Raw genomic sequence first — 3,752 nt, forward strand, 5'->3', positions numbered from 1 at the left:
CGCCGGTGCGGCGCCGGTGCTGCGCCGGTGCGGCCCGCGTGCGGCCCCGCTGCGGCTTGCGGGCACGCCGTGCGGCCTGCTACTGCGGCACGCGCCGCGTCAGGCGGTCACATGCAGCGCCGGATCAGGCGAGCTTTGTCACCATCAGCCAGAAAATGCCGAGAAAAGCGAAGAACGCGAGCGCGCCGAGCGCGACCCAGATCCACAGCATTCGCCAGTAGGCGGCGGTGAGCGGACCGCCGCTCTCGGCGCTGACCCGCGCCGACGCGGCAAGGCGCATCTGCAGAAACACGACCGGCAGCCAGCAGGCAATCGCCAGCACATATAGCGCGATCGACCAGGCGAGCCAGCGGCTTGCGAGCGGCATGTTCGCGAGATGCACGAGGTAGAGCCCGGTGGCGGGCTGGATGATCGCCGTGGGCGTCGTAAACAGCCAGTCGGCGAGCACGACGAGCTTTGTCACGCGCGCGATCGTCCGCGGATCGCGGCCGAGGCTCGTCAGCAGCATGTAAAAGGCGGAGCCGATGCCGGTGCCGAACAGAATCGTCGACGAAAGCATATGCAGCCATTTGATGACGAGGTAAGTCATGGCTCACTCAAGAAGGTGGCGAACGGCCGGCCGCGTCCCGCCGCGGCCGCGCGGCTGAGCCGCCGTCGAACTGGATCAGCAGGATCAGCAGCGCGATCATGGGCAGGTTCTTCGAGAGCGGCCCATACGGATGCAGCCAGAACTCGGGCAGGCGCCAGCTGATCAGCGCCGTGTACATCACAATCAGCGCGATCTGCAAGACCCAAAGGCGCGCGCGCGACCCGAGGCGGCGCGGCCACGCGAGCGAGAGCACGCCCAACACCAGGTCCAGCAATGCCGCTCCATAGAGCAGCAACGGCCCCAGCGCAGCGGGCGCGCCGACCCGCGCGAGCAGTTCGAGGCTCGACGCGCGCGGGTAGAGGCCCGCGGACACCATCGCGGTCCAGATCCACACCGCCGCGATCGATGCCCGCAGCAAAGGCAGCAGCCACGTGAGGCGCACCGGTGTGCCGAAGCTTTCGGGGTCTGCGGGCATGTCGGACAACGCGCGCGGCGGCCGGCCGACCAGCCGCTCGAAGCGCTCGGTCGGCGCGACGTTGCCGCGCTCGAGCATCGCGAGCGCGTCGGCGTTCATCAGCGAGCCGGGCAGCAGCGCGCCGAGCCGCGTGGCGAACCGGACGAGCGCCATCGGCACCGGCACGACCCAGCCGCGCGGGCCGCCCGCTACGCGACGCAAGACGGCCAGATAGTCCTTCAATGTCATCGGCTCCCTGCCAACGGCGGGGACGCGGCGCGGCGGCCCCGCCGTCGCGCCTGGCCTATCGAGGTCCGGTGCGGCCAGCGCCCCCGCCACGATCAGTTCGACGACATCGTCGATATGAACCGGCTGGATGCGCTGAGCACCCGAACCCGGCAGCGGCACCGCTGGCAGCGTGGCCCACGCGGCGAAAAAGCGCGTGCTGCGGCCCTCGGGCGCAAAGACGAGCGAGGGCTGCACGATCAGCGACGACACCGGCAGCGCAAGCAGCGCCTCGTCGGCGGCGAGCTTGCTGCGGTGATAGGCGGTTTGCGCGCTGGCATCGGCGCCGAGCGCGGAAATCTGCACGATGCGCCGCACGCCCGCGGTGACGGCGGCTTTGAAGAGCGCGATCGGCGCTTCGGTATGCAAGCGCCGGAAGTCGTGGCCGGTCGCGTCGCTGAAAATGCCCACGGCATTGATCACCACGTCGACGCCCGCCAGGAGCGGCATCCAGCTTGCTACATCGCGGGCAGCGGCGAAGTCCACGTGCACGAGCCTGCAGCCGCGCAAGCGCTGTGCGGCGGCCACGGGATCCCGCACGCCGCACACGACGGAATGGCCCGTCGCGACAAGCGCCTGCGCGACCCGGGCGCCGATCATGCCGGTAGCACCTGCAAGGAAAATCACCATGGCTCTGGACGTTCGACCATTAGAAGACATCGTGCTGCCGGGGCTCGTTGCCGGCGCGCTCTCGACGCTCGCGCTCGGCGCCTGCGCGCGCCTCATCGGCAAGCGCGCGACCGCGCCGGTCAGCGCCGTGAGCCACTGGGTGTGGCCGCAAGAAGTGAACCAGACGGCCCGCCCGCGCCCGCGCCATCTGGTGACGGGGCTGGCGATCCATCATCTGATGTCGATTGGCTGGGCCGCCGTGAATGCGTACACGCTGGCGGCCGTGCAGGAGACTGTCGAAGCCGCCCGCGCCTCGCGCGCCGAGCACGGGCGACGCGTTGCGCTCGCGAGTGCGTTGACGGTGGTCGCCGCCTTCAGCGACTACGTGATCGTGCCGAAGCGCTTTACGCCGGGCTTCGAGTTTCACTTGCGCGTGCCGCAGATCACCGTCGTGTATATGGCATTCGGCGCCGGGCTGGTGGCGCCGTTTGTGGTCGAAGATTTTTGCCGGAGACGGCGCGTCGCCGCCGCGCGCCCATGACCCGTGGCTTGCGGACATCCATCCCCGACTTGCGGCAGCGCGGCACGCGGGATGCTGATTCACTGCGACGAATCAGCCATCACGGAGGCTCAGCATGCCAGATCCCGAACCGCCAACCAGGCACATCGAACAGCAACCGCTGCCCGGCCACACGGAGAACATTCCGAGCGACGGCTCGGATGAGCGGCCCGAGAACCACCGTCTCGAAGACGCCGCCCCGACGGCCGGCCCCGACACCAAGCCCGGCACCCCGCCCGGCTCGCAAAGCGACGCGGATCGCACGCGTGCGCCGGACTGAGCCGGGCTTGCGCCGGAACGACAGCGCTGACTGCAAGCGCCAGCAACCGCCACGACCAGGAGTTCCCATGACAAGCGAATCCGCCCGCCCGACGCCGCCGCGTCAAACGCCGAACGATCCGACGGCCGGCGACCGCCGCCTGTCCGACGAGCAGAACCAGTCGGCGAGAGATGAGCCCGCGCCGCCCGACCCCGGCCGCGGCGCGGACCTGCCCGATCCGAACGAAGTCGGCGAGGACGGCTAGGCCGCACCCCCAACGCAAGACCACAAGGAGAATCGCGATGGCAAGCAATCAACCCGCCGCATCCGCGGCGCTACGGGCCACTTTCCGGCTGTTCGCGAACGGCGAGCGCGTCCTTGCACAAAATGTCGACGGCAAGCTGATCGACATCGGCGCGCTCGAAACGAAAGCCGACCGCTACGCCGTACGGCTCGACGTCGACCCGCCCGAACTGCAACCGTCGCATTCGGTGGATGCCGCGCTGCGCGCCGTCTCTTCGCAAATGAGTTTCGACTATCTCGACGGGCTTTTCACCAGCGAAGCCCCGGTCGATTTTCACGGCGACCTGTTTGCGCTGCCGCACGTCGAGTGGCAGCTCGACGAACCGTTGCCGCGCGAGCTCACTGACGGCAAGCCGCCGCATATCTTCTAGCACGCTTGCAGACTGAACCGGCGCGGGCCTCATCGCGGGGCCCGATGCCGCTCGGACCAGCTCAGGACCACTGCGGGGCCGGTGCGCGCACCGTTGGCGCTATCATGGATGCTTTTCCGCCTTCCACAGCGCATCGCGCCACTCGCATGGCCTCCCACGACTACCTGAAAAAAACCCTCACCGCGCGCGTCTACGACGTGGCCCGCGAGACGGAGCTCGAACGCGCGCCGCATCTGTCGGCGCGTCTGCGCAATCCCGTCTATCTGAAGCGCGAGGACAACCAGCCGGTGTTCTCGTTCAAGGTACGCGGCGCGTACAACAAG

The 3,752-nt window shown here is 68.9% G+C and carries 7 protein-coding genes; 5 read left to right on the plus strand and 2 right to left on the minus strand.

Going from position 1 to position 3,752, the window contains the following annotated elements:
* Window positions 1-124: 124 nt before the first annotated feature.
* A complete protein-coding gene (locus HV711_RS32935) occupies window positions 125-589 on the minus strand; it encodes a DUF2269 family protein (protein ID WP_035484190.1) in 465 nt (154 codons plus the stop codon).
* Window positions 590-596: 7 nt separating this feature from the next.
* On the minus strand, window positions 597-1,958 hold the full coding sequence (locus HV711_RS32940; protein WP_035484192.1) for an SDR family oxidoreductase: 1,362 nt from the start codon (window positions 1,956-1,958) through the stop codon (window positions 597-599).
* Between HV711_RS32940 and HV711_RS32945 the strand changes: the two genes are divergently transcribed.
* From HV711_RS32945 to HV711_RS32965, 5 genes are all read left to right on the plus strand, one after another.
* Complete coding sequence (locus HV711_RS32945; protein ID WP_035484194.1) at window positions 1,957-2,478, plus strand: hypothetical protein; 522 nt, start codon at window positions 1,957-1,959, stop codon at window positions 2,476-2,478. The genes HV711_RS32940 and HV711_RS32945 overlap by 2 nt on opposite strands.
* 94 nt (window positions 2,479-2,572) lie before the next feature.
* Window positions 2,573-2,776, plus strand: coding sequence for a hypothetical protein (locus HV711_RS32950; RefSeq protein ID WP_028361911.1), 204 nt, complete (start codon window positions 2,573-2,575; stop codon window positions 2,774-2,776).
* 67 nt (window positions 2,777-2,843) lie between these two features.
* On the plus strand, window positions 2,844-3,020 hold the full coding sequence (locus HV711_RS32955; RefSeq protein ID WP_175145662.1) for a hypothetical protein: 177 nt from the start codon (window positions 2,844-2,846) through the stop codon (window positions 3,018-3,020).
* 37 nt (window positions 3,021-3,057) lie between these two features.
* A complete protein-coding gene (locus HV711_RS32960) occupies window positions 3,058-3,429 on the plus strand; it encodes a hypothetical protein (protein WP_035484196.1) in 372 nt (123 codons plus the stop codon).
* Between the two features lie 146 nt (window positions 3,430-3,575).
* The coding region (locus tag HV711_RS32965; protein ID WP_175145663.1) for a pyridoxal-phosphate dependent enzyme at window positions 3,576-3,752 on the plus strand (177 nt) is incomplete at its 3' end.

The sequence above is a fragment of the Paraburkholderia phenoliruptrix genome, assembly GCF_902859825.1.
Classification (GTDB): Bacteria; Pseudomonadota; Gammaproteobacteria; order Burkholderiales; family Burkholderiaceae; genus Paraburkholderia; species Paraburkholderia phenoliruptrix.